Annotated in this window: 25 protein-coding genes; 19 read left to right on the forward strand and 6 right to left on the reverse strand. The window is 60.4% G+C overall.

What is annotated here, in order from left to right:
* Positions 1–15 precede the first annotated feature (15 nt).
* From queA to E2F43_RS08515, 5 genes are read left to right on the forward strand one after another with little or no spacing between them, the layout of a single operon-like run.
* Positions 16–1,074, forward strand: a complete 1,059-nt coding sequence (gene queA / locus E2F43_RS08495) for a tRNA preQ1(34) S-adenosylmethionine ribosyltransferase-isomerase QueA (protein WP_133211651.1) — start codon at positions 16–18, stop codon at positions 1,072–1,074.
* A gap of 14 nt (positions 1,075–1,088) precedes the next feature.
* On the forward strand, positions 1,089–2,192 hold the full coding sequence (tgt, locus tag E2F43_RS08500) for a tRNA guanosine(34) transglycosylase Tgt (protein ID WP_133212963.1): 1,104 nt from the start codon (positions 1,089–1,091) through the stop codon (positions 2,190–2,192).
* A 42-nt stretch (positions 2,193–2,234) separates the two neighbouring features.
* A complete protein-coding gene (locus tag E2F43_RS08505) occupies positions 2,235–2,840 on the forward strand; it encodes an NUDIX hydrolase (RefSeq protein ID WP_133211653.1) in 606 nt (201 codons plus the stop codon).
* Positions 2,837–3,361, forward strand: a complete 525-nt coding sequence (locus tag E2F43_RS08510; RefSeq protein ID WP_133211655.1) for a gamma carbonic anhydrase family protein — start codon at positions 2,837–2,839, stop codon at positions 3,359–3,361. The genes E2F43_RS08505 and E2F43_RS08510 overlap by 4 nt, the downstream gene beginning before the upstream one ends.
* Entirely contained in the window at positions 3,358–3,549 is a 192-nt protein-coding gene (locus E2F43_RS08515) for a DUF1289 domain-containing protein (protein ID WP_338054588.1), read from the forward strand. Before E2F43_RS08510 ends, E2F43_RS08515 begins: the two co-directional genes overlap by 4 nt.
* A gap of 3 nt (positions 3,550–3,552) precedes the next feature.
* On the opposite strand, the gene E2F43_RS08520 is transcribed toward E2F43_RS08515, so the two are convergent.
* Positions 3,553–4,824 (reverse strand): HlyC/CorC family transporter, encoded by a 1,272-nt coding sequence (locus tag E2F43_RS08520; RefSeq protein ID WP_133211659.1) that lies wholly within the window; start codon positions 4,822–4,824, stop codon positions 3,553–3,555.
* An 82-nt stretch (positions 4,825–4,906) separates the two neighbouring features.
* Entirely contained in the window at positions 4,907–5,710 is an 804-nt protein-coding gene (locus E2F43_RS08525) for a cytochrome C assembly family protein (RefSeq protein ID WP_133211661.1), read from the reverse strand.
* A gap of 109 nt (positions 5,711–5,819) precedes the next feature.
* Between E2F43_RS08525 and ffh the strand changes: the two genes are divergently transcribed.
* Entirely contained in the window at positions 5,820–7,223 is a 1,404-nt protein-coding gene (gene ffh / locus E2F43_RS08530) for a signal recognition particle protein (protein ID WP_133211663.1), read from the forward strand.
* A 430-nt stretch (positions 7,224–7,653) separates the two neighbouring features.
* On the opposite strand, the gene E2F43_RS19040 is transcribed toward ffh, so the two are convergent.
* Positions 7,654–7,827, reverse strand: coding sequence for a hypothetical protein (locus tag E2F43_RS19040; RefSeq protein WP_165954249.1), 174 nt, complete (start codon positions 7,825–7,827; stop codon positions 7,654–7,656).
* Between the two features lie 220 nt (positions 7,828–8,047).
* On the opposite strand from E2F43_RS19040, the gene rpsP reads away from it, so the two are divergent.
* The 10 genes from rpsP (at position 8,048) to recJ (ending at position 18,263) form a co-directional block, all read left to right on the forward strand.
* On the forward strand, positions 8,048–8,299 hold the full coding sequence (rpsP, locus tag E2F43_RS08535) for a 30S ribosomal protein S16 (protein ID WP_117953055.1): 252 nt from the start codon (positions 8,048–8,050) through the stop codon (positions 8,297–8,299).
* Between the two features lie 20 nt (positions 8,300–8,319).
* Positions 8,320–8,868, forward strand: coding sequence for a ribosome maturation factor RimM (gene rimM / locus E2F43_RS08540; RefSeq protein WP_133211665.1), 549 nt, complete (start codon positions 8,320–8,322; stop codon positions 8,866–8,868).
* A gap of 1 nt (position 8,869) precedes the next feature.
* Positions 8,870–9,607, forward strand: coding sequence for a tRNA (guanosine(37)-N1)-methyltransferase TrmD (gene trmD / locus E2F43_RS08545; RefSeq protein WP_133211667.1), 738 nt, complete (start codon positions 8,870–8,872; stop codon positions 9,605–9,607).
* A gap of 56 nt (positions 9,608–9,663) precedes the next feature.
* A complete protein-coding gene (gene rplS, locus E2F43_RS08550) occupies positions 9,664–10,017 on the forward strand; it encodes a 50S ribosomal protein L19 (RefSeq protein ID WP_133211669.1) in 354 nt (117 codons plus the stop codon).
* Between the two features lie 533 nt (positions 10,018–10,550).
* Positions 10,551–11,456 carry a site-specific tyrosine recombinase XerD gene (xerD, locus tag E2F43_RS08555; RefSeq protein WP_133211671.1) on the forward strand — a complete coding sequence of 302 codons (906 nt, stop codon included), beginning with the start codon at positions 10,551–10,553 and terminating at the stop codon, positions 11,454–11,456.
* A gap of 90 nt (positions 11,457–11,546) precedes the next feature.
* On the forward strand, positions 11,547–12,296 hold the full coding sequence (locus E2F43_RS08560; protein WP_133211674.1) for a DsbC family protein: 750 nt from the start codon (positions 11,547–11,549) through the stop codon (positions 12,294–12,296).
* Positions 12,297–12,576: 280 nt separating this feature from the next.
* Positions 12,577–13,767 carry an alanine transaminase gene (alaC, locus tag E2F43_RS08565; RefSeq protein ID WP_133211676.1) on the forward strand — a complete coding sequence of 397 codons (1,191 nt, stop codon included), beginning with the start codon at positions 12,577–12,579 and terminating at the stop codon, positions 13,765–13,767.
* A 35-nt stretch (positions 13,768–13,802) separates the two neighbouring features.
* Positions 13,803–15,116, forward strand: coding sequence for a homoserine dehydrogenase (locus E2F43_RS08570; RefSeq protein ID WP_133211678.1), 1,314 nt, complete (start codon positions 13,803–13,805; stop codon positions 15,114–15,116).
* A 10-nt stretch (positions 15,117–15,126) separates the two neighbouring features.
* A complete protein-coding gene (gene thrC, locus E2F43_RS08575) occupies positions 15,127–16,524 on the forward strand; it encodes a threonine synthase (protein ID WP_133211680.1) in 1,398 nt (465 codons plus the stop codon).
* Positions 16,525–16,535: 11 nt separating this feature from the next.
* The gene (recJ, locus tag E2F43_RS08580) at positions 16,536–18,263 is read left to right on the forward strand and encodes a single-stranded-DNA-specific exonuclease RecJ (protein ID WP_133211682.1); all 1,728 of its coding nucleotides are present in this window, start codon (positions 16,536–16,538) and stop codon (positions 18,261–18,263) included.
* 75 nt (positions 18,264–18,338) lie between these two features.
* Here the strand turns inward: recJ and E2F43_RS08585 are convergent, their stop codons facing one another.
* On the reverse strand, positions 18,339–19,775 hold the full coding sequence (locus tag E2F43_RS08585; protein ID WP_275259600.1) for an aminotransferase: 1,437 nt from the start codon (positions 19,773–19,775) through the stop codon (positions 18,339–18,341).
* Positions 19,693–21,156: an NAD-dependent succinate-semialdehyde dehydrogenase gene (locus tag E2F43_RS08590; RefSeq protein WP_133211686.1), complete on the reverse strand. Its 1,464-nt coding sequence runs from the start codon at positions 21,154–21,156 to the stop codon at positions 19,693–19,695. Before E2F43_RS08590 ends, E2F43_RS08585 begins: the two co-directional genes overlap by 83 nt.
* Before the next feature lie 115 nt (positions 21,157–21,271).
* On the opposite strand from E2F43_RS08590, the gene E2F43_RS08595 reads away from it, so the two are divergent.
* The 3 genes from E2F43_RS08595 to E2F43_RS08605 all read left to right on the forward strand — a co-directional run bounded on the left by E2F43_RS08595 (position 21,272) and on the right by E2F43_RS08605 (position 23,775).
* Complete coding sequence (locus E2F43_RS08595; protein ID WP_133211688.1) at positions 21,272–22,174, forward strand: LysR substrate-binding domain-containing protein; 903 nt, start codon at positions 21,272–21,274, stop codon at positions 22,172–22,174.
* Positions 22,175–22,258: 84 nt separating this feature from the next.
* Positions 22,259–22,663: a Cu(I)-responsive transcriptional regulator gene (gene cueR / locus E2F43_RS08600; RefSeq protein ID WP_133211690.1), complete on the forward strand. Its 405-nt coding sequence runs from the start codon at positions 22,259–22,261 to the stop codon at positions 22,661–22,663.
* Positions 22,660–23,775 (forward strand): permease, encoded by a 1,116-nt coding sequence (locus E2F43_RS08605; RefSeq protein ID WP_133211692.1) that lies wholly within the window; start codon positions 22,660–22,662, stop codon positions 23,773–23,775. Before cueR ends, E2F43_RS08605 begins: the two co-directional genes overlap by 4 nt.
* Positions 23,776–23,832: 57 nt before the next feature.
* Here E2F43_RS08605 and E2F43_RS08610 read toward each other — a convergent pair whose 3' ends face one another.
* A complete protein-coding gene (locus E2F43_RS08610; RefSeq protein ID WP_133211693.1) occupies positions 23,833–24,495 on the reverse strand; it encodes a pseudouridine synthase in 663 nt (220 codons plus the stop codon).
* Between the last annotated feature and the right edge of the window lie 49 nt (positions 24,496–24,544).

Here is a 24,544-nt window from a genome sequence, read left to right on the forward strand (position 1 = left end):
GGCTGCCTGGCAACCATGAAACGCAGTGAATTCAACTACCAACTACCCCAGGAGCTGATTGCCCAGTACCCGTTGCCGGGTCGCAGCGACAGCCGCTTGTTGTGCCTCGATGGTGTCACCGGTGAGACGGTTCATCGCCGCTTTACTGACCTTGCGGGGCTGCTGCGCCCGGATGACCTGCTGGTGTTCAATAATACCCGGGTCATTCCCGCGCGCCTCTGGGGCCAAAAGGAGACCGGCGGCAAGCTGGAAATCCTGGTGGAGCGGGTCACGGGTTCGCATACGGCGCTTGCCCACATCCGCTGCAGCAAATCACCCAAACCCGGTTCAGGTATTCTGCTTGCCGCACGTGAGGGCGCGGAACCGGGGCCATACCGCCTGCAGGTCACGGGCCGGGAGGACGCCCTGTTTGCTATTTCCAGCGAGGGTGGTCCCGCGCTGACCGAGATTATGGGCGATATTGGTCACATGCCTTTACCCCCCTATATCGAGCGGGAAGACGAGGGTTCTGACCAGGAAAGATACCAGACGGTGTTTGCCGAGCAGGAAGGCGCGGTGGCCGCCCCCACGGCAGGGCTGCACTTTACCCGGGAACTGCTCGATGAGATCTCGGAGCGGGGGGTTCGCAGTGTCACCGTCACCCTCCACGTGGGGGCGGGTACTTTCCAGCCGGTGCGGGCCGATAACATCGAGGACCACGTGATGCACGCGGAATACGTGCAGGTGGATGATGCCGTCTGTTCCGCAGTGCGGGACACACGGACCCGGGGAGGGCGGGTCATCGCCGTGGGTACGACCGCGGTGCGTTCACTGGAGTCAGCCAGTCAGCACGGGGATATCGCCCCGTTTACCGGCGATACCGATATTTTTATCTACCCCGGATACCGTTTTCGCTCGGTGGACGCCATGGTGACCAATTTCCATTTGCCCGAATCCACCCTGCTGATGCTGGTCAGTGCGTTTGCCGGCAAGGAGCATATAATGAATGCCTATGCCTCGGCGGTAGAACACCGCTACCGGTTTTTCAGTTACGGAGATGCCATGTTTATCACCGCTGGTGCCGGGAAATCATGAGCCGCGAGTGTCATATGCAATTTGAGCGGCTGGGTGCCGATGGCGACGCCCGCAGGGGCCGCCTGCAATTTCCGCGGGGAACAGTGGAAACACCCGCTTTCATGCCGGTGGGAACCTACGGTACTGTCAAGGGCATGCTACCGCGGGATATTCGTGAGACAGGCGCTGAAATCATACTGGGCAATACCTTCCATCTGTGGCTGCGCCCGGGTACGGCTATCATTGAACAACACGGTGACCTGCACGACTTTATGCACTGGGACGGCCCGATTCTCACTGACTCCGGCGGCTTCCAGGTATTCAGCCTTGGCGATATGCGCAAGATCAGCGAGGAGGGTGTGAAGTTTCAGTCGCCGGTGGATGGTTCACCTGTTTTTCTTGATCCGGAAAAGTCCATGGCCATCCAGCGCAGCCTTGGCTCCGATATTGTGATGATTTTTGACGAGTGCACTCCCTATCCGGCCACTGAACAGGAAGCGCGTGAGTCGATGGAGCTGTCCCTGCGCTGGGCCGCCCGCAGCAAGAGTGCCCACGGCGACAGCCCTGCGGCGCTGTTCGGTATCGTCCAGGGAGGCATGTATGCCACACTGCGGGCGGAATCCCTGGCCGGGCTGACGGACATCGGCTTTGACGGTTATGCCATCGGCGGCCTGTCCGTGGGCGAACCCAAAGACGAGATGATGGCAGTGCTCGAGGTCATGCAGCCGATCCTGCCGACGGACAAACCCCGCTACCTGATGGGGGTGGGGACGCCGGCGGACCTGCTGGAGGGCGTGCGCCGCGGGGTGGATATGTTTGACTGCGTGATGCCTACCCGCAACGCCCGCAACGGCAATATCTTCACCTCCCGGGGCACGCTAAAACTGCGTAATGCCCGCCACCGGACCAGCACTCTGCCCCTCGACGAGGCGTGTGGCTGTTATACCTGCCAGAACTTCAGCCGCGCCTACCTGCACCACCTCGACAAGTGCAACGAGATCCTCGGCTCCCAGTTGAATACCATTCACAATCTGTTTTATTACCAGCATCACATGCAGGGCATTCGAGCTGCCATCGAGCAGGGCAGGCTCGCAGAGTTTGCCAGTGAATTCTATGCGGCGCAGGAACGTGGTGTTTAGGCTTGCAACGACCGGGCCGGCAGCCCTTTGGGAGACCGTCTGATGACGCTCACTTCGCCCGTGCTGCAAACCCTGGAGCAAAACCTGGCGCTGGACGGGCTGGCCTGGGATGACAGCTCGCTACCGCAGGCCGCAGTGCTGGTGGCTCTTTCTGATGAACACGAGCCCCGGGTGATCCTGGGCCGGCGGGCACTGCACCTGACGCACCATCCCGGGGAGATCGCTTTTCCCGGAGGCAAGCGAGAACCGGAAGATCGCACTCCCTGGGTGACCGCCAGGCGCGAAGCACTGGAGGAGGTGGGACTGGGCGAAAACCTGGTTCATGCCCTGGGAGAGCTGACGCCCATGATGACCCGCACCGGCTTTGAGGTGCATCCCTGTATTGCCCGGGTGCCGGCAGAGCTTCAGTTGACCATAGACCGTCAGGAATTTGATTCCGTGTTCACCCAGCCCCTGAGCCGTTTTGCCGACCGCGCGCTGTTTCGCCTCGAGACCCTTGATGTGGATGGGCGCCCACGCAAGGTTCCCCATTACCAGATGGAGGGGGACAACATCTGGGGTGTTACTGCGGCCGTACTGGCCCTGCTGGTCAATATTGCCTACGATGCAGGCATCGATTTACAACGCAACTGGAATAACGTGCCATGAAATACTCCCTTGGAGACAAACAACCGGACCTGCAGGGCGAGGGTCACTTTATTGCCCCCAACGCTGCGGTCATCGGCGATGTTGTACTGCATGAGAATGCCAGCGTCTGGTTCAGCTGTGTGCTGCGTGGAGATGCGGACCGGATCGAAATAGGGGCGAACAGCAATATACAGGATGGCACGGTGATTCATGCCGATCCCGGCTTTCCCGCGGTTATCGGCGAGAACGTCACCGTTGGGCACAATGCCATGATCCACGGCTGCCACATTGGTGACGGTACGCTCGTGGGTATCAATGCAGTGGTATTAAACGGCGCCCGAATCGGCAAGGGTTGCCTGATCGGTGCCAATGCCCTGGTCACTGAGGGTACCGAGATACCGGATGGTTCCATGGCACTGGGTTCACCCGCCAAGGTGGTGCGGGAACTTGGTAAGGAAATGCAGCTGGCACTGCAGCACAATGCGGACCACTACGTGGGCAATGCCCGGCGCTATCTGCAGGAATTGAGTGAAGAATCGTGAACAGTAATGACGTGCCATCCCCCTGTGTGTCCATCTGCGTGCTGGACGATGAGGATATCTGCCAGGGCTGCTTTCGCAGTGCCGAAGAGATTACCGAATGGTTTATGGAAACGCCGGAGCGCAAGCAGGAAATACTCGAGAAGGCCATTGCCCGGCGCAAGGAGTCCAGCCCCATTCGTCTGGGCTAGGTCTTAGCGGGAGGACTCCGGCGCCGCCACGTCGGCCCTTATTGCCTGCACGACGTTGCCTTCCAACTCCAGGATCTCCAGCCGATAGCCGTCGATGGAGAGCCCTGCGTTACCATCCGGAAATCCTTCCAGGCATTCCAGAACCAGGCCGCTGAGCGTCTTGGGCCCATCGGTGGGCAGGTTCCAGTGCAGTGATTTGTTGACTTCACGGATATTGGCATTGCCGGCGATAATGAAACTGCCATCCCGTTGCGGGAAGATGGTCTCGTCAGTGCCTGTCATATTGGAGGTAAACTCGCCGACGATCTCCTCGAGAATATCTTCCAGCGCCACCAGCCCCATCACTTCTCCGTACTCATCCACCACCACCGCCAGGCGGTGTTTCTTTTTCTGGAAGTTGAGCAACTGGGTGTGCAGGGGGGTGCTCTCGGGAATGAAATAGGGCTTTTCCATTTCCCGCTCCAGGGCGCTGCGGTCCAGACCCTGGGCGTCTATCACCCGGCTGATGTTGCGCATGTGCAACATGCCCACAATATTGTTGATGTCCTCTTCCCATACCGGCATGCGGGTGTGGGAGCTGCTCTGTATGTGCCTGAGGATCTCGTCGTCACTGTCGTCCAGGTCTATGCCGACGACCTCGTTACGGGGCACCATAATGTCGTCGACGCTGACTTCCTCCAGGTCGAGGATATTGAGCAGCATTTTCCGGTGCCGTGCCGGTATGAGTTGCCCGGCATCGGTGACAATGGTGCGCAACTCCTCAGAGGAGACATGCTCATCGTTCTGCTGGGCGGGATCAACGCCGAGCATCCGCAACAGGCCATTGGTGATCCAGTTGACGCCGGCAACCACCGGATACAGGATTTTCAGCAGCGGCAGCAGGACGAAACTGGCCGGGAAAGCGATTTTTTCCGGGTGCAGGGCGGCGATGGTCTTGGGGGTGATCTCGGCAAAAATCAGGATGACCAGGGTCAGCGCCAGCGTTGCGATAAAAATGCCCGCGTCGCCCCACAGGCGAATGGCGATGATGGTGGCGATGGCCGAGGCAAAGATGTTCACCAGGTTGTTGCCGATCAGGATAAGGCCGATCAGCCGGTCTGGACGTTCCAGCAGCTTGCCTGCACGCGTGGCGCCCCGGTGTTTATTGTTCTGCAGGTGTTTCAGCCGATAACGGTTGAGGGACATCATTCCGGTCTCGGAACTCGAGAAGAAACCGGAGAGGAGTATGAGTGCAGCCAGAACCGAGAAGAGTAGACCCAGCGGTGCTTCGTTCAAAAGAGGGGCAAGCCTGTAGTAATTTCTGAGAACGTATCTTGAAGAAAAAGCCCGGTGGGGGCAAGCCCTGCAAGCATGGACTTCAGCCCCGGTTCAGCACCAGTTCGAGCACCAGCTTGGAGCCGAAGAAGGCCAGCATCAGGGCGGCAAAGCCGGCGAGCGTCAGTCGCACCGCCACCTGGCTGCGCCAGCCCAGCTTGTAGTGCCCCCATAACAGCACCGAGAACAGTATCCAGGCGAGCAGGGTCAGCGTGGTTTTGTGCACCAGGTGCTGGGCGAAAAAGTCGTCCACGAACAGGAAGCCAGTGACGATGGCCACACTCAGCAGGATGACCCCAACCAGCAGCAGCTCAAATAACATGGTTTCCATCAATTGCAGTGGCGGCAGAATCTGGACGATACCGCGGGTATGGCGATGGCGCAGCTGGTAATCCTGGGCGGCGACCAGCGCCGACTGCGCCGCTGCCAGTGTCAACACTGCGTAGGCCAGGATAGAGCTGCCTATGTGCAGCAGTAGCCCCCCCGGCAGGTCGGTCGTAATGGCGGCGGTCTCCGGGGCAAAGGTGGAGACCAGTACCGACATGGCCGATAGCGGAAACAATACCACCAACAGGTTTTGTAGCGGGCGTTTGAGCATCAGCAGCACACACACCAGGTTTATCGCCAGGAACATCAGCGCAGAAATCTTGTAAAAGCCCAGGCTCAGCCCGCCGGCCCCGGTGACCCCCTGAATGGCAACCACGCTGTGGCAGAGCAAGGCGAGGCCGCCGAGCACGGCTACCCCGCGGCTGAGCCCCTGGCGATGCTGGAACAGGTGCATGACATGCAGTCCCGCAGCGGCGAGGTAGAGGAGCGCGGCGATGGGCGCTAGAAAGCTGGCTGACATCAGTTTGGGGGTTGGACCGAGGTGGCGTATACTTCGCACCTTTGTACAGAAGTGGCCCAGTAGAATCAATAGCGGTCGCTCTCCTTAAAAGTAGTTCGAGAGTATCAAGATGTTCCAGAGTCTCAGCGATCGCCTGTCAAACAGCCTGCGCTCCATTACCGGCAAGGCCACCCTGACCGAAGATAATATCCAGGACACCCTGCGCGAAGTGCGCATGGCGCTGCTGGAGGCCGACGTTGCCCTGCCTGTGGTCAAGGATTTTGTCGAGTCGGTAAAACAGCGGGCACTGGGCCAGGAGGTGATGAAAAGCCTCAGTCCCGGCCAGGTATTCCTGAAGATCGTCCAGAGCGAACTGGAAACGGTGATGGGCAGCGCCAACGAGGGACTGAACCTGGCCGCCCAGCCGCCGGCGATTATTCTCATGGCGGGCCTGCAGGGCGCGGGTAAAACGACCTCTGTCGCCAAACTGGCGAAGCTGCTCAAGGAACGTGACAAGAAAAAAGTCACTGTGGTTTCGGCCGACGTCTATCGCCCGGCGGCGATCAAGCAGCTGGAAACCCTGGCAGGGGAGGTCGGCGTGGACTTTTTCCCCTCTGATCCCTCCCAGAAACCGGTGGATATCGCTAACGCCGCCCTCAGTCACGCCAAAAAGTCCTTCGCCGACGTGTTGATTGTCGATACCGCCGGCCGGCTGGCGGTCGATACGGAAATGATGGAAGAGATCGCGGACCTGCACAGGGCGCTCAACCCGGTCGAGACCCTGTTCGTGGTCGACGCCATGACCGGACAGGACGCCGCCAACACCGCCAAAGCCTTTGGCGAGACCCTGCCGCTGACAGGGGTGATCCTGACCAAGGTCGATGCCGATACCCGTGGCGGTGCCGCCCTGTCAGTCCGCTCGGTCACCGGCAAGCCGATCAAATTCCTCGGTGTCGGTGAAAAGACCGCTGCCCTGGACCCGTTCCACCCGGATCGCCTGGCCTCGCGCATTCTCGGCATGGGCGACATGCTGTCGCTGATCGAGGAAGCGGAGCAGAAGGTTGACAAGGCGAAAGCCGAGAAACTGGCCCGCAAGGTCAGGAAAGGCCAGCGTTTCGACCTGGAGGATTTCCGTGACCAGTTGCAGCAGATGAACAACATGGGCGGCATTACCGGCATGCTCGACAAGCTGCCCGGCATGGGCAACGTCGCCCAGATGGCCCAGCAGAATCTGGACATGAAGCAGTTCGCCCGCATGGAGGCAATGATCAACTCCATGACCCCGGCGGAGCGCCGCAAACCCGAACTGATACAGGGCTCCCGTAAACGCCGCATCACCAAAGGCTCCGGCACCCAGGTGCAGGACCTCAATCGTCTGCTCAAGCAACACAAGCAAATGCAGAAGATGATGAAAAAGATGAAGGGCGGCGGTATGCAGAAGATGATGCGCGGCATGGGCGGCATGATGGGCGGACCCGGTGGCGGAATGCCTCCCGGCATGGGTGGCTCCGGAGGGCTGCCACCGTTTAAGTAACGCCGGGGACCCAGAGACTTCCAGTTTTCCTCCGAAGCCGCTGGATTCCCGCTTTTGCGGGAATGACGGGCCCGGTTTTGCGGGCTCAATCGTCGTCATCCCCGCGGTCGGCATTCCCGAGGCTGTCGTCCCCGCGAAAGCGGGAATGATGAGGATCAGTTGTTGCAGTCACGATAACCGTCATCCCCGCGGAAGGGGGAATGACGAGGATCAGTTGTTGCAGTCACGATGACCGTCATCCCCGCGGAGGCGGGAATGACGAGGATCAGTTGTTGCAGTCACGATAACCGTCATCCCAGCGAAAGCGGGAATGATGAGGACCAGTTGTTGCAGTCACCATGACCGTCATCCCCGCGGAAGCGGGAACGATGAGGATCAGTTGTTGCAGTCACCATGACCGTCATCCCCGCGGAAGGGGGAATGATGAGGATCAGTTGTTGCAGTCACGATGACCGTCATCCCCGCGGAAGGGGGAATGATGAGGATCAGTTGTTGCAGTCACCATGACCGTCATCCCCGCGAAAGCGGGGATCCAGTGACTTTCGGGTTGTGAGTCCAGGCTGCTGGATTCCCGCTTGCCCCAGGGCACCGTCTCTTGCTTCACAATTCACCTTGTTCGCGGTAGAGACGAGGAGCGCTGTGGTTGTTGCCCCTGGAAACCCCTAAGCCTTGGAATTACCTGAAAAAATTCCGTTTTTGGGGTTTCTTTCCAATCTCGATTTCCGTATGATACGCCACCTTTCCGGCCAGTGCGCCGGGTTTTGTCGTGGGTAACTGAACGAGATCGCGTCAGATGCCCCTAATTTTTTAGGAAATTAATACAAATGGTAACAATTCGTCTTGCACGTGGCGGCTCCAAGAAGCGCCCCTTCTACCACCTGACCGTGGCCGACCACCGCACTGCGCGCAACGGTCGCTTTATCGAGCGCGTGGGTTTCTTCAACCCGGTAGCTCGCGGCCAGGAAGAGCGCCTGCGCGTTGATATCGATCGCATCGAGTACTGGCAGGGCCAGGGCGCCCAGCTGTCTGAGCGCGTGGCCAAGCTGGTCAAGGACGCAAGCGCTGCCGCGGCTTAAGGCCGGGCAACCGGTCTTTAATGGGTGAGTCCGGAGCCAACCCGCTGACTGCCGGTAAGATTACCGGCTGCTACGGCATCAAGGGTTGGGTGAAAATACACTCGTTTACCGATCCGGAAGAGAACCTCTTCCGTTTCGGGAAGTGGCAGCTCAAGCGCCGGGGCTCACTGGAAACCATTGAGTTCGACGCCTGGAAGCGCCACGGTAAGGGCATGGTTGCCCACATTACCGGGGTCGATGACCGCACCCTGGCGGAGTCCTTCAAAGGGCTGGAAATCGTGGTGGATGGCGACAGCCTCCCTACACTGGACGAAGGCGACTTCTACTGGCACCAGCTGCAGGGTTTGCAGGTGTGGGGCCGGGAGCCCGACACCAGCGACGAGCGGGTACTGCTGGGTGAGGTGGACTACCTGATCGAGACCGGCGCCAACGATGTGGTTGTCGTCAAGGCCACTGAGGGCAGTATCGACGAGCGGGAACGCCTGATTCCCTATCTGCCCGACGATACGGTCGTGCGGGTGAGCCTGGAAGAAGGGGTGATGGAGGTCGATTGGTACCTCGAGGAATAGGATGCACATAGCACTGGTCAGCCTGTTCCCGGAAATGTTCGATGCTGTCAGTGACCACGGGGTGACTGGCAGGGCGGTAAAGCAGGGGCTGGTAGAGATCAGCCACAGCAACCCGCGGGACTTTACCAGCGACAGGCATCGTACGGTGGACGACAGACCCTACGGCGGCGGCCCTGGGATGTTGATGAAAATTGATCCGCTGCAGCAGGCTATCGCTGCCGCGAGGGAAAAGGCAGGCAAGGATGCGAAAGTCATCTACCTGTCGCCACAGGGCAAGCGCCTGGACCACGGCAAGGCCGTGGAGCTCTCAAGGGAGCAGGCGCTGATCCTGGTCGCCGGTCGTTACGAGGGTGTGGATGAGCGGCTGATAGAGGCCGAGGTGGATGAGGAAATCTCCATCGGCGACTACGTATTGAGCGGCGGCGAACTGGCCGCCATGGTGGTCATCGATACGGTGACACGCCAACTGCCCGGCGTACTGGGGCACGAGCTATCGGCACAGGAAGATTCCTACGCCGACGGACTGCTCGATTGCCCGCATTACACGCGGCCAGAAGAGTACCAGGGCAAGCTGGTACCGGAAGTTTTACTCAGCGGCAATCATGAACAGATTCGCCGCTGGCGCCTCAAGCAGGCACTGGGCAGAACGCAGGAGCGGCGCCCGGACCTGTTGCAGGGCAGGTCGATGACGGCCGAGGAAGAAGCATTGTTGGCGGAGTATCTCCGCGAACGGGAGTAAACACGATTTAAACCGCTAGCTGTGAAGCTACGATTGGACATCAACAGGAGCGCGCCATGAGCACCAACAAGATCATTTCTCAGCTTGAAGCTGAACAGATGGAAAAAGACCTGCCTGAATTCGGCCCCGGTGACACCGTGGTTGTTCAGGTGAAAGTAAAGGAAGGCAACCGTGAGCGTCTGCAGGCGTTCGAAGGTGTTGTTATCAGCAAGCGTAACCGCGCCCTGAACTCTGCATTCACCGTTCGCAAGATCTCCCACGGTGTGGGTGTTGAGCGTACTTTCCAGACCTACAGCCCGCTGGTGGACAGCATCGCTGTCAAGCGTCGCGGTGACGTGCGCCAGGCCAAGCTGTACTACCTGCGTGAGCTGTCTGGTAAGGCTGCCCGCATCAAGGAAAAGCTGGGTTAGACAGCTTTTTCTCAAGCAGTTTTCGAAAGCGGCCCTGGTGGCCGCTTTTTTGTTGGCTTGCTTCGCTGGGGGTATAGCGTCGAACGCCGGCATTCACAGGGATCTTTCCAGCTACCCGGTCCCGCGCCCGGATCAACCTTCCGAAACGACCACAAGCTCCGCTGCTGGGTTTTCGGGCCGCTGCGGAACTCGACCAAAAATCGCAGCGCGATTTTTCGGGACTCAGACAATCCTCGCGGAAAGCCACCCGAAAACCCAGCTGCGCAAAAAGCGGTGGCCTGATTGTTTCGGCAGGTTGATCCGGGCACGGGACCTCTTTCCGTGGACCAATCAAGACATCGAACCCCTGAGTACTGGCCTTTTTACCAGATAGAGGCCCGGGAGCGGATACTCCCTCCCGAAAATGTCGGAGGGCATGGATGCCCGACGCAAGCCTGTACATGGACGTACGTTTTTTGGCGGTTTTCGGGAGGGAGTATCCGCTCCCGGGCCGGGTGGACCAAATGACTCACGAATCGTGATACCGTAACCCGATGTCAAACGAAGTCCTGGAACATCCCGAAATCGAACGCTACATCGACGCCATGTGGATGGAAAAGGGCCTCAGCGACAACACCCTGAGCTCCTACCGCCGCGACCTGCGCCAGTTCAACGAGTGGCTGGCCAAAAACAGAAACAGCTCCGTTATCCGCGCCGACCGCGCGCAACTGCAGGCCTACCTGGGCGCCCGCCTGGCACAGGGCCAGTCACAGCGCTCCACCGCCCGCTTTATGTCCTGTGCCCGTGGCTTTTACCGCTACCTGCTGCGAGAGGGCAGGCTGACGGTTGATCCCACGCTGGACGTGGACAGCCCGAAGCTGGGGCGGCCCTTACCCAAGTCCCTGTCCGAGGCGGACGTGGACAAACTGCTGGAAGTCCCCGACCTGGACATTCCGCTGGAGTTTCGGGATCGCACCATGCTTGAGCTGCTCTACGCCTGTGGTCTTCGGGTGACCGAGTTGACCAGCCTGCAGATCAACCAGATCAGCCTCAACCAGGGGGTGGTGCGGGTATTCGGCAAGGGCAGCAAGGAACGCCTGGTGCCCATGGGCGAAGAAGCGCTGAGCTGGTTACAGCGCTACCTGGCGGGGCCGCGGATGGAATTGCTCAAGGGAATTCCCTCGGAAGTGGTATTTCCGAGTAAAAGGGGGCGGCAGATGACTCGCCAGACCTTCTGGTATCGTATTAAAATCTATGCCCAGCGCGCCGGGATCAAGCAGGCCCTGTCGCCACATACGCTGCGCCATGCGTTTGCGACCCACCTGCTCAATCACGGTGCGGATTTGCGGGTGGTACAGATGTTATTGGGGCACAGCGACCTGACAACCACCCAGATCTACACCCATGTGGCCAGGCAGCGGATGCAGGAATTGCATGCCCGACATCATCCCCGGGGGTGAGGAACTCTCGGCGCAAATGGCGCTCAAACAGGCACGACCATCCATCTGGTGAGGGGCATGCGGCTCTTTACCTGCAACAGAGGAAACACCATGCTCACCCGAATCCACCGGAACGTTACCGCGCTGATGCTGCTGGCGCTGGCTGCTTTGGCCCAGGCGGGAGAGCCTGTCGACAAAGCGATTATCGACAAGCTGAGTGACGCGCTGAACAGTCCGGCCATGGGCCTGAAAGTAGCCACTGTCGAAGCCAGCGAAATTCCGGGTATGTACGCGGTGCAGTTCGAGTCCGGACCGCTGGTCTACGCTACCGAGGATGGCGGCTACTTTATCCTGGGTGACCTGTTCCAGGTGAGTAACGGCCAGTACGTTAACCTGGCCGAGAAGCGCCGGGACGGCGAGCGCCTGGCCCAGCTTGAGGCCCTCGATACCGAAGATATGATCATATTTCCGGCGGAAGGGGAGACCCGGGCCCACATCACCGTGTTCACTGATGTCACCTGCTTTTACTGCCAGAAACTGCATAAGGAAGTTCCGGAGTTGAACCGGCGCGGTGTTGAAGTGCGCTACCTGGCCTATCCGCGCTCCGGGGTGGATTCTGCGGGCTACCGCCAGCTGGTCGGTGCCTGGTGTGCAGACAATCCCCAGGACACGCTGACCCGCCTGAAGAACAAGGAAGCGGTGCCGGTGACGCAATGCGACGACAACCCGGTGCAGGCCCAGTACCAGCTGGGGCAGCAAATGGGGGTTCGGGGCACACCGGCGATGGTGACCGAATCCGGACAGATGATTCCCGGCTACCAGAGTGCCGATCAGCTGATGGTGACCCTGGGGCTGAACTAGCGCCTGGCCGGACCCTTACTCAGGTCATCCCCTCGCACCCGGTGAATTGCGCAGAATGAGAGGGTCCTCTGGGGCAGGCGGGGGTTCGGTGATCCCTGTTCTAGTCATTCCCGCCTTCGCGGGAATGACGCGGGAGAGCTGGACCCGACCTTCCCAGGAACACAGTAGACACTCCAAGTGTAAATACCCGCGTTGACATACCCCCCTTGAAACCTTACTGTTTCTGACCTTTTTTGTTGTCATCCAGAGCCCTTGGGCCGTTTAACCAGAGTTTTTTACCGTGGACGATCAGTTTCGGCGGATATCACGCCTCCCTCCCTATGTGTTCAACATCATTGGCGATCTAAAACAGCAGGCGCGAGCGGCAGGCGAGGATATTATCGACTTCGGCATGGGTAATCCTGACCAGCCCACGCCCGATCACATCGTTGACAAACTGGTAGAGACTGCCCAGCGCGGCGATACTCACCGCTACTCCCAGTCCAAGGGGATTCCGCGCCTGCGCAAGGCCATCTGCGACTGGTACCAGCGTCGCTACGAGGTGACCCTGGACCCTGAAACAGAGGCCATTGTCACGCTCGGTTCCAAGGAGGGGCTGGCTCACCTGGCGCTGGCCACTACAGGTCCCGGCGACGCGGTGCTGGTACCCAATCCCTCTTATCCCATTCACCCTTACGGTTTTGTGATTTCCGGTGCTGATATTCGCCACGTGCCCATGGGCGCTAACGAGGAGGAATTCTTCGTCGAACTGGAAAAGGCGATTCACACCAGCTGGCCCCGGCCCAAAATGCTGGTGCTCAATTTCCCCTCCAACCCGACCGCCTATTGTGTGGAGCTGGAGTTTTTTGAGCGGGTAGTGGCGATCGCCAAGGAACACAAGATCTGGGTGGTGCAGGACCTTGCCTACGCCGATCTCTGCTATGACGGATACCAGGCGCCTTCCATCCTGCAGGTGGAGGGGGCAATGGATGTCGCCGTCGAGTTTTTCAGCATGTCCAAGAGCTACAATATGCCGGGATGGCGAGTCGGTTTCTGTTGCGGCAACAAAACCCTGGTCGGTGCGCTTGCCCGTATCAAATCCTACCTGGACTACGGCATGTTCACGCCCATCCAGGTGGCTGCGATCAAGGCACTGGAAGGGGACCAGTCCTGCGTCAGCGAAATCAATGCCATGTACCAGTCTCGCAGGGACGTTCTGTGCACCGGGTTGCGCGATGCCGGCTGGCCGGTACAACCGCCGCGGGCGACCATGTTTGTGTGGGCGAAGATTCCCGATTTCTACGCCGGGATGGGCTCCCTGGAATTCAGTAAAAAACTGCTCAAGGAGGCCAAGGTGGCGGTGTCACCCGGAATTGGTTTCGGCGAGTACGGCGAGGGTTATGTGCGCTTCGGCCTGATCGAGAACGAACATCGCACGCGCCAGGCCATTCGCAACATTCGCAAGATGATCAAGAACGACGGTTACGCCTGAGGCGCAGCCGGAACCACCGGAGATAGTGACAGGGAATGACTTCGCAAGCAGTTAAAATTGGTATCTGTGGCCTGGGCACTGTGGGCAGTGGCACCTTCAACGTGCTGAGCCGCAATGCAGAAGCCATCAGTGCCCGTGCCCAGGCGAACGTGGAAATCGCCCTGGTGGGCGCGAGGCGTGACAACCCGGCTTGCGACCTGGGCGACACGCCGGTAAGCCGCGACATTTTTGAAGTTGCCCGGGATCCCCAGGTCCAGGTGCTGGTGGAGCTTATTGGCGGTACCGGCGTCGCCAGGGAACTGGTGGAGGAGGCCCTCGCCAACGGCAAGCACGTGGTGACCGCCAATAAAGCCCTGATCGCCGAGTTCGGCAACGAGCTGTTCGCGCTAGCCCAACAAAACAATGTCGTCATTCGCTATGAGGCTGCGGTCGCCGGTGGTATTCCCATCATCAAGGCCCTGCGCGAGGGGTTGGCCGGTAACCGGATAGAATGGCTGGCGGGCATTATCAACGGCACCGGTAACTTTATTCTCAGTGAGATGCGCGACAAGGGCAGGGACTTCGCCGACGTGCTGGCTGAGGCCCAGGCCCTGGGCTATGCCGAGGCTGACCCCACCTTTGATGTGGAGGGCGTCGACGCCGCCCACAAACTGGTTATCCTCGCCTCGCTGGCGTTTGGTATGCCGCTGCAGTTCAGTTCGGTGTATACCGAGGGCATCACTCGCCTGACACCTGATGACGTTGAGTACGCCGAGGAGTTGGGCTATCGCATCAAGCACCTGGGCGTGGCCAAGCAGAGTGACCGTGGCGTAGAACTGCGCGTGCATCCCACGCTGATTCCGGAGGCCCGGCTGCTGGCGAACGTCAACGGCGTCAAGAACGCGGTGCTGGTCGAAGGCGACGCGGTGGGGCCCACGCTGTATTACGGCGCCGGCGCCGGGGCTGAGCCGACCGCTTCCGCGGTCGTTGCGGATATTGTGGACCTGGCACGGGAGATATCCGTCGGGCAGAACTGCCGGGTTCCTGCCCTCGGATTTGCCGCCGACAAACTCAGGGATTTGCCCATCCTGCCGATGCAAGAGGTGGTAACACCCTGGTACCTGCGCATGGAGGCGGAGGACAGGCCCGGTGTGCTGTCTTCGATCACCGCTATTTTCAGCGAACACGGGATCAGTATAGAGGCGCTTATCCAGAAGGCGCCGGCAGCGGGTGAAACCCGCGTGCCGCTGATTATGCTGACCAATGCTGCGGCCCAGGGCAATATGGATGAAGCGGTGGCGACCATTGAAGCGCTGGACTCGGTGTCCGGTGAGGTAGCCCGAATCCGGGTGGAAGCCCTGGACGGATAAGGTAGACAACGTGAAATATATCAGTACCCGGGGCCAGGCCCCCTCACTCGATTTTGAACAGGTATTGCTGACCGGGCTCGCTGCCGATGGCGGCCTGTATGTACCCGAATCGCTGCCGACCTTCAGCAGCGAGGAAATCGCAGCAATGGCGGAGCTGGACTATCCCCAGCTGGCACTCCGGATCATCGAGCCTTTCGTCGCCGGCAGCATTCCCGCCGATGACCTGCAGGCCATTCTGGATGAAACCTACGCAGAATTTCGCCACGACGCGGTAGCCCCACTGGTGCAATTGGCCAACAACCAGTGGGTGCTGGAACTGTTCCATGGTCCGACCCTGGCGTTCAAGGATTTTGCCCTGCAGTTGCTCGGCCGCTTGCTGGACTACGTGCTGGAGCGCAAGCACCAGAAGGTGGTCATCATGGGGGCGACGTCCGGTGACACCGGATCGGCCGCGATTGAAGGCTGCAAGCGTTGCAAGAATATCGATATCTTTATCCTGCATCCCCATGGCCGGGTGTCCGACGTGCAGCGCAAGCAGATGACCACCGTGGTCGGCGACAATATTCACAACCTTGCCGTGCAGGGCAACTTCGATGACTGCCAGGCCATGGTCAAGGCCAGTTTCAATGATCGCAGCTTCCTGGCGGGAGACCGCAGCCTGGTGGCGGTCAACTCGATAAACTGGGCGCGGATCATGGCCCAGATTGTCTACTACTTCTACGCTGCAGTCGCGCTGGGTGCGCCAGCGCGCAAGATCGCCTTCTCCGTACCCACCGGCAATTTCGGTGACATCTTCGCCGGCTACCTGGCCAGCCAGATGGGCCTGCCGGTAGAGCGCCTGATTATTGCCACCAATCGCAACGATGTGCTGCACCGGGTGATGACCCAGGGCAGTTACGGCCGCCAGCCGCTGGAGCACTCACTGTCCCCGAGCATGGATATCACCGTATCGTCCAATTTTGAACGGCTGTTGTTCGATCTTTACGACCGGGACGGCAGTGCCATTGCCGGCCTGATGGCGGATTTCGAAAAAGGCGAGATCAGTTTTTCCGAGCAGGCCATGGGTCGGGCGAGAGCCCTGTTCTCAAGTCAGTGCGTTGATGACGCCGCGACCTGCGCGCAAATGGCCGAGACCTGGGAACGCTGCGAGTACATGCTGGACCCCCACAGCGCGATCGGGGTCAAGGCCGCTATCGATGCAGAGCTGCCAGCTGGTGTGCCGGTCGTCACCCTGGCGACGGCTCATCCCGCCAAATTCCCCGCAGCGGTGAAAGAGGCAGGACTGGACGATGAACCTTTCCTGCCTCATCACCTGCGAGACCTGTTCGACCGCCCCGAGCGCTTTGAAGTATTGCCCAACGAGCTCTCGGCGGTGCAGTCATTCATGGTGGACAACCTCAACTCCTGAACCGGACAGTGATGCACAAAGTTATCCGTCGCCGCGAACAGAGCACCACCGGGGCGCTGGATAGCAGTGGGTTGCATCCCTTGCTGGCCAGGGTCTACAGCGCCCGCGGGGTCAATTCCCCAGACCAGCTGGAACTGGGGCTGGCCCACCTTGTTCAGCCAGCGAAACTGCTCAATGCCGACCGCGCAGCCGAACTGCTGGCAAATGCGCTGGCATCGCAGCAGCGCATTGTTGTCGTTGGTGACTACGATGCAGACGGTGCCACCAGTACAGCGCTGGCGCTTTCGGCGCTGCGGTCATTCGGCGCCGAGCAGGTGTCCTACCTCGTGCCCAACCGGTTTGAATACGGCTACGGCTTGACCCGGGAAATTGTTGAACTGGCGCTTTCCCGCGGCAAGCCCGACCTGATCATCACCGTGGATAACGGCATATCCAGTCTCGACGGTGTGTCTGCAGCCAGGGAGCAGGGCATCGCCACGCTGATAACAGACCATCACCTGGCTGGCAGGGAACTGCCTGAGGCAGACGTTATCGTCAATCCCAACCAGCCCGGCTGTGATTTCCCGAGCAAGAACCTGGCGGGCGTGGGCGTCATTTTTTACATCATGCTCGCACTGCGCGCTGAGTTGCGTCGCCGCGACTGGTTCGAACAGCGGGAGGAACCCAACCTGGGTCGGCTCACCGACCTGGTGGCCCTGGGCACCGTTGCCGACGTGGTGCCATTGGACCGGAACAATCGCATCCTGGTCGCCGCGGGCCTGCAGCGTATTCGCGCCGGCCGGGCCCGACCCGGTATCCTCGCCCTGTTGGAAGTGGCGTCACGACAACCGCGTTCCGTCGTGGCCTCCGACCTGGGCTTTGCCGTGGGCCCTCGAATCAACGCGGCAGGCCGGCTCGATGATATGTCCGTGGGCATCGAGTGCCTGATGTGTGAGGACCAGGCGGGCGCTAGGCGGTTGGCCGCCCAGTTGCACCAGAAAAACCAGGACCGGCGCCAGATAGAGCAGGGCATGCAGCAGCAGGCCCTCGAACTGCTGGATGAGCTTCCTTTGGAAGAGCAGGGACTGCCGGTGGCGATGACCCTCTACCAGCCGGACTGGCACCAGGGCGTGATCGGTATTCTTGCCTCGCGCATCAAGGACCGGCTGCATCGGCCGGTCATTGCCTTTGCCGACGGCGATAGGGGAGAGATCAAGGGCTCGGCCCGCTCGATCAAGGGTATCCACATCCGCGATATCCTCGATGCGGTGGCGACGCGACATCCGGGAATGATTCTCAAGTTTGGCGGCCACGCCATGGCGGCCGGCCTGAGTATTCCGGTCGCTGCCTATGACGAATTCAGCCGGGCTTTTGTTGCTGAGGTGGAGCGCCATGCCGAGGATGTTCACCTGCAGGCGGTGGTGGAGTCGGACGGCGCCCTCGCGACAGAGGAATTTCAACTGCAACTGGCCGACGAATTGCGCTTCGCCGGACCCTGGGGGCAGCATTTCCCGGAACCGGTTTTTGACGGTGTTTTCGATATCATTCACCAGCGCCTGGTGGGGGGTAAGCACCTGAAACTGGTGCTGTCCGCACCGGATAGCGGACAGGCCCTCGACGCCATCGCATTTAACGTGGACCTAGATCGATGGCCCGATCAGTCGGTCAGCCAGGTGGAAATTGCCTACCGCCTGGATGTGAACGAATTCCGGGGTAACAGGAGCCTGCAGTTGATGGTGGAGTACTTGCGGGCAGTCTGACCAGATTGCCCCGAGGCGGCGGCCCTGGCCGCCGGGGTTGTCGGTTCTCGACAGGCAATCCGCCCGCGGCGGCGCCTAGGAGGCGCTCCCGATCGATTGCTCAATCGCCGTCTTCAACTTCTCCACCATTTCATCAACCTGCGCCCGGTTGATAATCAGCGGCGGGCACACGGCCAATGCGTTGCCTGCCACGTTGCGGACGATCAATCCGTTGTCCTGGGCCGCCTGGGTGACTTTCTTGGCGAGGGCGATATCAGGTGCCCTGCTGGTGCGATCCTCAACCAGTTCGATGGCGCCGAGGAGGCCCTTGCCCCGTACTTCACCCACCTGCTCGAAGTCCATGAACTCCGCCAGCCGTGACTGCAGGTATTTGCCCTGGTCCGCTGCATTCTGGTAGAGGCCGTCACGCTGGTAAATTTCCAGGGTCTTGAGCGCAGCAGCGCAGGCGACCGGGTGACCGGAGTAAGTAAAACCATGGCCGAAAACGCCGACTTCTTCGCTGGCGGCAACCATGGGCTCGTACATGTCGCCGCGAATGACAGCGGCGCTGATCGGGTAGTAGGCGGACGACAGCTGCTTGGCAAAACTCATCATCGCCGGCTGCTGTATGTTCATGGTGTCGCAGCCAAACAACTCGCCGGTGCGGCCGAAACCGGTGATGACCTCGTCCGCCCAGAACAGGATGTCGTACTTGTCCAGGATAGCCTGGACCTTTTCATAGTAACCGGCGGGGGGCACGATCACACCGCTGGCGCCGGTAATCGGTTCAGCGATAAAGGCAGCGATGGTTTGCGGGCCCTCGGCAAGAATCAGCTGTTCCAGGTTGTTGCAGATGCGCGCGACAAATTGCGCCTCTGTCTCGTCGCCCTGGGCGCCGCGATAATAATGCGGGTGGTCGGTGCGTAATATGCCCAGCGCGTCCAGCGGCGCATCAAAATGTGCCAGGTTGGCAGGCAGGCTGGTGAGGGATCCGGCCGCAACCGTCACCCCGTGGTAGGCCCTTTCGCGGGTGATAATCTTGCGCTTTTCAGGTTTGCCGATGGCGTTGAAATAGTAGCGCAGCATTTTGATATGGCTGTCGTTGGCATCGGAGCCGGAATTGCCGAAGAACACCATGGCATCTTTGACCGGCACCATCTCGGCCAGTTTGTTGCCGAGATCGATAACCGGTTGATGGGTCTTGCCGCCGAACGTGTGGGAGTAGGACAGCTTGCCCAACTGCTCGCTGATGGTATCAATCAGTTCCCGGTTGCCGTAGCCGAGGCCGGTACACCAGAGTCCGGCGAGTCCTTCCAGGTACTGTTTCCCATCCCGGTCGTACACATACACGCCTTCACCGCGATCAAACGTCAGTTGCTCGGTAGCCGCCAGGTTGGTGGTTGGATAGATGACTGCAGACATATCGTTGTCTCCTTCGGTTGTGCTTTGCTCAAGCCTGGGCGATGCCGCCCATGCAAATGTATTTGATGTCCAGGTAATCGTCGATACCGTAGTGGGAGCCTTCCCGGCCAAGACCGGATTCCTTCACGCCGCCAAAAGGTATGAGTTCGGAGGTGATGGCCACTTCGTTGACGCCGACCATGCCATATTCGATGGCTTCGCTGACCCGCCAGACCCGACCGATATCGGAAGTATAGAGGTAAGCGGCGAGACCGTACTCGGTATCGTTGGCCATGGCGATGGCCTCCGCCTCATCATGGAAGCGCAGCACCGGCGCCACCGGGCCGAAAATCTCCTCACGGAATACGCGCATGTCAGCGGTCACATCGGCGAGCACGGTCGGCTGATAGAAGTTGGGGCCAAGGCAGTCCAGGGTTTCACCGCCGGTGGCAATGCGGGCTCCTGCGCTAACCGCATCCTCGACCATGTCGCTGACTTTGGCCCGCGCGCGAGAATCGATCAGCGGCCCCAGGGTGTTGTTTTCATCACTCCCGTCGCCCACCTGTAACGCTGCGACCCGGGCGGCGAATTTTTCCAGGAAAGTGTCGTAGATACTGTCCTGCACCAGCAGGCGATTGGCGCACACACAGGTCTGGCCGGCATTGCGATACTTGCTGGCCACAGCCCCCTGCACAGCCGCGTCCAGGTCGGCGTCGGCGAACACCAGGATAGGCGCGTTCCCTCCCAATTCCATCGATACTTTTTTGACGGTCTCTGCGCTTTGGGACAGCAGTTGTTTGCCGACCGGGGTGGATCCGGTAAAGGTGAGTTTCCTGACCACCGCGCTGTCGGTGAGTTCCCTGCCGATGGCAACGGCGTCAGTGCCGGTGACGACGTTGAACAGCCCCCGGGGAATGCCGGCCCGGTCCGCGAGCTCCGCCAGTGCCAGCGCGGAAAGCGGTGTTTCCGCTGCCGGTTTCAGCACCACGGCGCATCCCGCGGCCAGTGCCGGTCCCACCTTGCGGGTGATCATGGCACTGGGAAAGTTCCAGGGCGTGATTGCAGCGACCACGCCCACGGGTTGTTTAATGACGATGGACCTGCGGTCTGCGGTGCCTGGGATAATATCGCCATAAATGCGTTTGGCTTCTTCGGCAAACCACTCGACAAACGACGCCGCATAGGTGATTTCCAGTCTCGACTCCGCCAGCACCTTGCCCTGTTCCGCCGTCATCAACCGGGCCAGGTCCTCCTGGTGGGCGAGGATCTGGTCGAACCAGCCCCTGAGCAGGACACTGCGCTCTTTTGCCGGCCGCGCTCGCCAGCCGGCCATGGCCTGCTCCGCGGCGGCTATGGCCTCCCGGGTTTCGGCTGCGCCGAGGTTGGCGACTTCGGCGACGGTCTCGCCGGTGGCAGGATTGCAGACCGCGAAGCGCTGTGTTGCGCTGCGCCACTGGCCGTCAATAAAACTGTCGGCAATCAGCAGGCTGGGATCATCAAGACATACAGTCATGGCTGCGACTCTTGCGGGTGGAATTCGGTGAGGGGCTATTTTCCGTATTGTATTTGTCACTGCAATCGATATATTTGCACATATATGGTGATTTAAAGTAACCAAGAGGAGGCCTATGGACATCACCCGACGTAACCTGCCACTCAACGCCATGCGGGCTTTCGAGGTGGCAGCCCGTCACTGCCACCTGCGACGGGCAGCGGAGGAACTGGGAGTCACCCACGGTGCGGTATCCCGGCAAATTCGCCAGCTGGAAGCGCAGTTGGGGACCGAACTGTTTGACCGCAGCAAGAACCGGTTGACGCTGACGCTGGAGGGCCGGCGCCTGGCACTGGCCGTCGGTGAGGCCCTGGATCGACTCACCGAGGGGGCGCTGTCAGTGGATCCGGGCTCCCTGCCGGGGGAACTGGTGATTGCCGCACCGCCGTCGATTTCCGCCTGCTGGTTGCTGGCGATGATTGGCGAGTTCAATCGCAGTTACCCGGAAATCGAAATCCGGCTGGATAATATCAGCCCCCTGCAGCAGGAACTGCCGCCGGATATTGAGGTTGCGGTTTGCTTTGGCGAGCCCCGGGCACCCAAAAAGGTGGTACGGGAACTGTTTCGAGAAACCTACGGTCCCGTTGCCAGCCCGGCGTTACTGCCCCCGGAGGGTACGGTCAGCGGGCCCCGGGAATTGCTGGATCTGCCGCTGATACATGACCGACACGGGCGCTGGCAGCGCTGGCTCGCCAACCAGGGCCTGAGCCCGCGCCATGCCAGGTCCCACATCTATGTACAGGACTCGTACCTGGGGATCTGTGCCGCCAGGGATGGTTGCGGGGTCTTTCTGGCGGACCGTATTGAGGTTTCCAGTGATCTGCGTAACGGTGGCCTGGTTGCCCTGGGCGGAGCCACGGTGGAGGCGCGTCACTCACACTACCTGGTCACAGACCTGCCGGGGGTTATCAGCGCCCGGGCGAGGATTTTTGCCGAGTACCTTGGCCGTGAACTGGGGAGGGGCCCGCTGGTCACCTGACCCCGCTGAAAGGCGATTCACCGGGCTTGACCTTCCGGTAACTGGAAGGTTTACATTGAGTCCATGAAGAGTCAGGAGGTGCCTATGAACATATCGGAAGCGGCCCGTCGCAGTGGCCTGGGCAGTAAAACCATTCGTTATTATGAGGAAATCGGCCTCATAGCGCCGGCCCGACGCGGTGATAACGGCTACCGGCAGTATGAGAGCGCAGCGGTGGAGGAACTGAAGTTTCTGTGTCGGGCGCGGGAAGTGGGCTTCGACCTGGAGGAGTGTCGGCAGTTACTGGACCTCTACCGTGACAGTGGTCGCCAGAGTCGGCATGCCAGGTCGCTGGTGCTGGAAAAAAGTGCCCAGCTGCAGGAGCGAATCGACGCCCTGAGGTCAATGCAGGCAGTACTTGAGGACATGGCCAGCCGCTGCCAGGGTGACGAGGGTCCGGAGTGCGCCATCCTCGACGATCTTGCCCATGGTGAGGGGGGCAGCGCATGAGTGTCGCTGGCGAACATCAGGAAGATGGCTGCTGCAGCAGGGCGCCCGCGGAAGCGGTTGCCGCCAGCTGCCATGCCGAGCAGGGCGAGGACAGTTGCTGCGAAACCCCGGCCAACCGCGATTACTTTTTCTGGACCTGCCTGGTCATCGTGGCCATTGCCTACCCTCTGGGCGTTCTGCTACCGCATGATCACGAATCAGCCTTCGGTGTGTTCACCGGCGGTATCGTCGAGCTGTTCAACGCCATGTGGTGGGGTATTGCCCTCGGCATTGTGTTCGTTGGCCTGCTGAGCCGTGTGCCGAGAGAGCTGGTGATGGGGGTGCTGGGGCGTGATGGCGGCCTGCACGGCCTGCTGCGGGCGACCCTGGCCGGTGTTTTTCTCGACCTGTGCAGCCACGGCATCCTCGCCGTGGGCATGAAACTCTACGAGCGAGGGGCCACCATCGGCCAGGTGGTGGCCTTTTTGTTGGCCAGCCCCTGGAATTCCTTCTCCTTGACCCTGATTCTCTTCGGCCTGATCGGCGTCGGCTGGACGCTGTTGTTTATCGCCCTGTCGCTGCTGATCGGCGTCATATCCGGCCTGATTTTTGATGCCCTGGTCGAGCGTGGCACCTTGCCGCAGAACCCGTCGCGGGAAGCTCTCGGCGAGGAACGTCCGCTGGGCGAGATGTGGGCCGAACTGCGCCAGTCCATGCACTTCTCCGCCCGCGGCACCACCGACATTCTCAAGGACGGCTTCGCCGGGTCGCGGGTGGTGATCCGCTGGTCCCTGTTCGGCCTGATCCTGGCCGGAGCGATACGTGCGCTGATGCCCGAGGAGAGCTTCGCTACCTGGTTTGGTGCCACCATGGGCGGTCTCTGGTTAACCCTGCTGGCGACGACCATCATCGAGGTTTGCTCCGAGGGTTCCACCCCGATCGCCGCCGACCTGTTGAACCGGGCGGGGGCGCCGGGCAACGCGTTCACCTTCCTGATGGCGGGAGTGGCGACGGACTACACCGAGGTGATGTCGATCAGGGACACCACCCGCTCGTGGAAGATTGCGCTGTACCTGCCGCTGATCACGGTGCCCCAGGTCATGGTGTTGGGGTATATCCTGAACCAGTTTTAGTGACGGTGTTGCAGTCATGCCCGCAACCGCAGGCATAAGCGAAGGGGTCTGGGTTACTCAAAAGTCCGGCAAACACTCCCCGCTCAGCCACTCCCCGGTCACCGGGTGCTCAAACCCGATCGTCGTGGCGTGGAGTAACAACCTGTCCGCCATCGCCAGCGCTTCCTCGTGGGCATACATGTCACAGCCCAGGATCGGATGCCCCAGCTCCCGCATATGAATGCGCAGCTGGTGAGAGCGGCCGGTCACCGGCTTTAGCAGCAGCCGGGTCCGGTCTTTCTCCCGCGCCAGTACCTCATAGTGGGTCAGGGCATATTTGCCCCGTTCGTGGTCGATCATTTGCAGGGGACGGCGCTCCCAGTCGCAGCGGATGGGCAATTCCACCTTGCCTTCATCCTCCGCCACGCGGCCATAAACCACCGCGTGATAGCTTTTTTCCACCCTGCGCTGCTGGAACTGTCGGCTGATATGGGCGTGGGCGGGCTTGTTCAGCGGGATAATCATGATGCCCGAGGTGTCCAGGTCCAGGCGGTGGACGATGCTGGCGGTGGGATAGTCCTGTTGCAGCCGGGTGATCAGGCAGTCCTTGTTCAGCGGATGGCGTCCGGGAATGCTCAGCAGCAGGTCCGGTTTGCGCACCAGCAACAGATCCTCATCCGCATAGAGAATGCGGATTTCTTCCTGGCTGTGGGGTACAAGGTAGGGGGGAAGTTCGGACATGGCGGCTAGTGTAATGCCCGTGCCCGACAGTACAAGCGTTATAATCGCT

The organism is Seongchinamella unica, assembly GCF_004354085.1.
Lineage (GTDB): Bacteria > Pseudomonadota > Gammaproteobacteria > Pseudomonadales > Halieaceae > Halioglobus > Halioglobus unicus.

Coding starts and splice junctions, on each gene's coding strand:
- E2F43_RS08590 (WP_133211686.1), bottom strand. CDS start 21,156: ATGACTGTATGTCTTGATGATCCCAGCCTGCTGATTGCCGACAGTTTT.
- E2F43_RS08570 (WP_133211678.1), top strand. CDS start 13,803: ATGACTTCGCAAGCAGTTAAAATTGGTATCTGTGGCCTGGGCACTGTG.
- ffh (WP_133211663.1), top strand. CDS start 5,820: ATGTTCCAGAGTCTCAGCGATCGCCTGTCAAACAGCCTGCGCTCCATT.
- E2F43_RS08605 (WP_133211692.1), top strand. CDS start 22,660: ATGAGTGTCGCTGGCGAACATCAGGAAGATGGCTGCTGCAGCAGGGCG.
- queA (WP_133211651.1), top strand. CDS start 16: ATGAAACGCAGTGAATTCAACTACCAACTACCCCAGGAGCTGATTGCC.
- tgt (WP_133212963.1), top strand. CDS start 1,089: ATGCAATTTGAGCGGCTGGGTGCCGATGGCGACGCCCGCAGGGGCCGC.
- E2F43_RS08595 (WP_133211688.1), top strand. CDS start 21,272: ATGGACATCACCCGACGTAACCTGCCACTCAACGCCATGCGGGCTTTC.
- rpsP (WP_117953055.1), top strand. CDS start 8,048: ATGGTAACAATTCGTCTTGCACGTGGCGGCTCCAAGAAGCGCCCCTTC.
- E2F43_RS08505 (WP_133211653.1), top strand. CDS start 2,235: ATGACGCTCACTTCGCCCGTGCTGCAAACCCTGGAGCAAAACCTGGCG.
- E2F43_RS08610 (WP_133211693.1), bottom strand. CDS start 24,495: ATGTCCGAACTTCCCCCCTACCTTGTACCCCACAGCCAGGAAGAAATC.
- xerD (WP_133211671.1), top strand. CDS start 10,551: ATGTCAAACGAAGTCCTGGAACATCCCGAAATCGAACGCTACATCGAC.
- E2F43_RS08525 (WP_133211661.1), bottom strand. CDS start 5,710: ATGTCAGCCAGCTTTCTAGCGCCCATCGCCGCGCTCCTCTACCTCGCC.
- trmD (WP_133211667.1), top strand. CDS start 8,870: ATGCACATAGCACTGGTCAGCCTGTTCCCGGAAATGTTCGATGCTGTC.
- cueR (WP_133211690.1), top strand. CDS start 22,259: ATGAACATATCGGAAGCGGCCCGTCGCAGTGGCCTGGGCAGTAAAACC.
- recJ (WP_133211682.1), top strand. CDS start 16,536: ATGCACAAAGTTATCCGTCGCCGCGAACAGAGCACCACCGGGGCGCTG.
- E2F43_RS08510 (WP_133211655.1), top strand. CDS start 2,837: ATGAAATACTCCCTTGGAGACAAACAACCGGACCTGCAGGGCGAGGGT.
- rimM (WP_133211665.1), top strand. CDS start 8,320: ATGGGTGAGTCCGGAGCCAACCCGCTGACTGCCGGTAAGATTACCGGC.
- rplS (WP_133211669.1), top strand. CDS start 9,664: ATGAGCACCAACAAGATCATTTCTCAGCTTGAAGCTGAACAGATGGAA.
- E2F43_RS08560 (WP_133211674.1), top strand. CDS start 11,547: ATGCTCACCCGAATCCACCGGAACGTTACCGCGCTGATGCTGCTGGCG.